General features: G+C 36.3%; 4 protein-coding genes. 2 read left to right on the top strand and 2 right to left on the bottom strand.

Features of this window, described 5'->3' with window-relative positions:
• Positions 1-166: 166 nt before the first annotated feature.
• Positions 167-985: a sulfite exporter TauE/SafE family protein gene (locus tag ACILQF_RS11710; protein ID WP_395627587.1), complete on the bottom strand. Its 819-nt coding sequence runs from the start codon at positions 983-985 to the stop codon at positions 167-169.
• A 397-nt stretch (positions 986-1382) separates the two neighbouring features.
• Between ACILQF_RS11710 and ACILQF_RS11705 the strand changes: the two genes are divergently transcribed.
• Positions 1383-2093: a YqjF family protein gene (locus ACILQF_RS11705; protein WP_395627586.1), complete on the top strand. Its 711-nt coding sequence runs from the start codon at positions 1383-1385 to the stop codon at positions 2091-2093.
• A 31-nt stretch (positions 2094-2124) separates the two neighbouring features.
• Here the strand turns inward: ACILQF_RS11705 and ACILQF_RS11700 are convergent, their stop codons facing one another.
• On the bottom strand, positions 2125-3015 hold the full coding sequence (locus tag ACILQF_RS11700) for an alkaline phosphatase (RefSeq protein ID WP_395627585.1): 891 nt from the start codon (positions 3013-3015) through the stop codon (positions 2125-2127).
• A gap of 252 nt (positions 3016-3267) precedes the next feature.
• On the opposite strand from ACILQF_RS11700, the gene ACILQF_RS11695 reads away from it, so the two are divergent.
• Positions 3268-3697 (top strand): penicillin acylase family protein (locus tag ACILQF_RS11695; protein ID WP_395627584.1); only part of this gene is annotated, 430 nt, incomplete at its 3' end.

Genomic DNA, 3697 nt, shown 5'->3' with positions numbered 1-3697 from the left:
TAAGATTTTAAGATTTTTATCAGTTATTTGATCAATATACGCTTTGAGAGGTGGCGATACCTGTCCTAAATCCCAGCTAGTGGTTTGAGCAATATATTGGTCATTCCAAAAGCTTTGTCCCAGATCTTTGGCAGTATTATTAGGAAGGTTTGAATTTTGTTCCATATTAATGACCTCCTCCTCCATTTGGGAAGAATAGTTCTTTGACAAAAATATAAATACCCATCACAAGCACGAACCAACCAAAGGATTTCTTCAATTTATCGCCGCTAATCTTTTTAGAAAGATAGATACCGATGAAGATACCGAATACAGCAAGGCCTGTAAAAGTTCCAAGCAGTTTCCAGTCAATAAGCTGTGCCCCTTGTAAGTCGCCAATAAACCCAATCAATGATTTAGCAGCGATAATAAAGAGGGAAGTCCCTACAGCGAGCTTCATAGGCATACGCGCAAGAATTACCAGAGCTGGAATTATTAAAAAGCCACCACCAGCACCTACCAAGCCGGTAAGTAAGCCAACAACAGCACCCTCCAATAAGATCATTGGATAGTTATATTTAATACTTTCTTCTTCTTGTTCACCAGTCTGTTTACCAGGCTTAATCATACTAATCGAGGCTAGAATCATCACGATGGCAAAAAGCACCATGATACCTATTGATTTTGTAATAACAAGTGAACCGATGGTAAACAGTTCTGAAGGAATCAATGGTACTAACCACATACGAGTTACATATACCGCAGCGATAGAAGGAATACCAAAAATAAAAACTGTTTTAAAATCGGCGCGCTTTTGCAAGGCGCTTTGCACACCCCCTACCAGGGCTGTAGAACCTACTATAAATAACGAATAAGCGGTTGCTAAAATAGGATTAACTCCCATTACATACACTAAAATTGGCACTGTGAGTATAGATCCCCCACTTCCAATTAAGCCAAGAGAAACACCAACAAGTACAGCAAGTAGATAACCTAATATTTCCATATTTTTTTATTATTTACTTGCAAAGGTCTCATATGCTGGATAGATTAATGGTTACAAAAGTTACATTCAGGATATATTTTTCTTCCAAAGAACCTGGTTAAAATTAAAAATAATTTCTTGTTTATGAGGATAGATTTAAGCTTATCTATTTATGATGATAATCACCGAAATTGAACGAGTTTAATCTCGATATTAATTTTTCCGAAATGGGAAATACCGTGGCTTCCAATTTCAATAAAAATAGGATTATGGGAGGTTGAATTTCGCTTATGGGTTAAAGGCTAGCGTGATTTTTGAGATTTCAGATCATTTTGAATAATTATAATTCACCAAGATGCCTAGGGAAATATTCCAATACGATAAGTTTTTTCAATAGCTTTGAGGAATAAAATATTAAATGAACTTTCTAGAGGCTAAATGGGAAAATCTGATTATGGCAAATTATGCTGTCGATCCGAATGTATTAATTCCATACTTACCTAAAGGAGTTGAGCTAGATAGTTTTGACGGCAAATTCTATGTCAGTTTAGTAGGTTTTATGTTCAATAAAACCCGCATATTTAAATTCCCTATCCCCTATTTAGGCTCTTTCGAAGAAATAAATCTGAGGTTTTATGTGATTAGAAAGCATGAAGGTAAAATAAAAAGAGGAGTTGTTTTTATCAATGAAACCGTTCCCTATGCGCCAGTTGCCTGGATGGCAAACTACCTCTATAAAGAGCATTATACCGCCGTTAAAACAAAACACCGTTGGCATTTAACTGAGGACTTAAAAACCATCGATTATTCCTGGAAAAAGAATAAAAAATGGAATAATATCAGCGTAAATGCACATAGTATAGCAAATACTATGAAGGCCGGTAGCGTAGAAGCCTTTATATTTGAACATTATTTCGGATATACCCGCGTAAACCAGCACAAAACTTTAGAATACAGAATCAACCATCCAAGTTGGAAAATTAATGAGGTAATTGATTACAATATTGATTGTGATTTTGAGAAAATGTACGGACCTGATTTTGCATTTCTAAACGGACAGCAACCTGACAATGTAATGCTTGCCGAAGGTTCAGATATATCTGTAAAGTGGAAGCGGATTGCGATTTAATTGGAATAATAAATCAGTATACGCAATCAAATTACTTTTTAAATGCAGCTTTCACAGGCCTTCCGATCCAAACCTGTGGCGCCTTTAACTTCAATAACTCAGCAATAGTTGCCGCCGTATCAAAGGTCATGATGCTTTGCGATAATTCATGGTCCTTTTTAATTCCGGGGCCTTTAATGATCCATGGGATTTGCATTTCGTTCATGGTAATCAGGCCATGACCCTTATTGATGCCGCCATGATCTGCAGTGAATAATACTAGCGTACTTTCTGCAATTCCCGCATCTTCAATACTTTTTAAAATAGTTCCAATGTGAGTATCAGTCCGCTCAATAGCTGCATAATATTCAGGCGTTCCATGGCCAATCTGATGGCCTACGCTATCCACATCATGCAGATGAACAAATAGAAAATTTGGTTTTTTCTCTTTGATATAAGAAGTGGCAGCATTGGTAACAGCAATATCACCATCAGGATTCTGATCTTTATTAACTGCTGCTTTAGGGAATAAATATCCTATACCATCCCATTCATAAATCACGCCGATTTCACTATCAGGTTTTTCTTTACGTAGTAGAGAATATATGCTTGGAAACATTCCGTAGCCATCGACCACTCTGGGAGGCATATCAGGTTTTTTACTGCCCCAAGTGGTGTAGCCATGAAGCTCCGGACCAGCACCCATGACCATTGATGCCCAGTTTGCCGCACTTGACGAAGGCAGAACCGTTCTGGCCTGAAGAGACCAGGAGCCTTCCTTCATCATCGCTCTCAAATTTGGAATTTTAGCTTTTTCGAAAGCATAAGCTCCAAACCCATCAGAGCCAATTAAGATCACATGCTTTATTTTTTGAGAATAAGCTTGCGTAGACGAAACTAAGGCAATCACTAAAAAAATCAGTGTACGGGTTAAATTTTTCATGCAATTTTAGATTTAAATCTTAAACAAAATGAGGAATTAAAATGAAAATAAAAAATAACATTGGACCTATTTAAAAGAGAGGTTTTAGGGAGGGATTTTAATAAAAAAAACCAAAATGAAATGCAAAGAAAATTAAAAATACATTGATAATTTACAAAAATTATCAAGTCATAAACACAATTAAAACAGTTTAAAACCTAGCGAATTTTATTTACTAATTTACAGCTCCAAAATTTACATCAAATTATCGGTATGAAATTAATCAGTAGCTTATTTATGCTTATGTTTTGCACTTCTGTATTTGCCCAGGAAGTTCAAAATCCAATAATCAATGTCAATAAAATTACCATCGCAAGAGACAGTTATGGCGTGCCGCATATATTCGCACCAACAGATCCTGAAGTAGCCTATGGCTTAGCTTGGGCGCATTCAGAAGATGATTTTAAAACCATTCAAACCTTAATTTTAACTGGCCAAGGCAAACTGAGTACTTATCTGGGTAAAAGTGGCGCATCTGTAGACTATGTATTTGGTTTATTAGATACCCGAAGTACTGTCAGACAGCAGATAAAATCTATGGATCCAAAATTCATAAAATTGGTTCAGGGTTACTTAATGGGATTAGAGGCTTATGCAAAAGCGCATCCGAATGAAGTGTTAAATAAAAACGTTTTTCCTATTG

The organism is Daejeonella sp., assembly GCF_044232565.1.
Taxonomy (GTDB): domain Bacteria; phylum Bacteroidota; class Bacteroidia; order Sphingobacteriales; family Sphingobacteriaceae; genus Daejeonella.
Note: the sequence above shows the minus strand (reverse complement) of the source record. Positions and strands in the feature narration are given on the sequence as shown.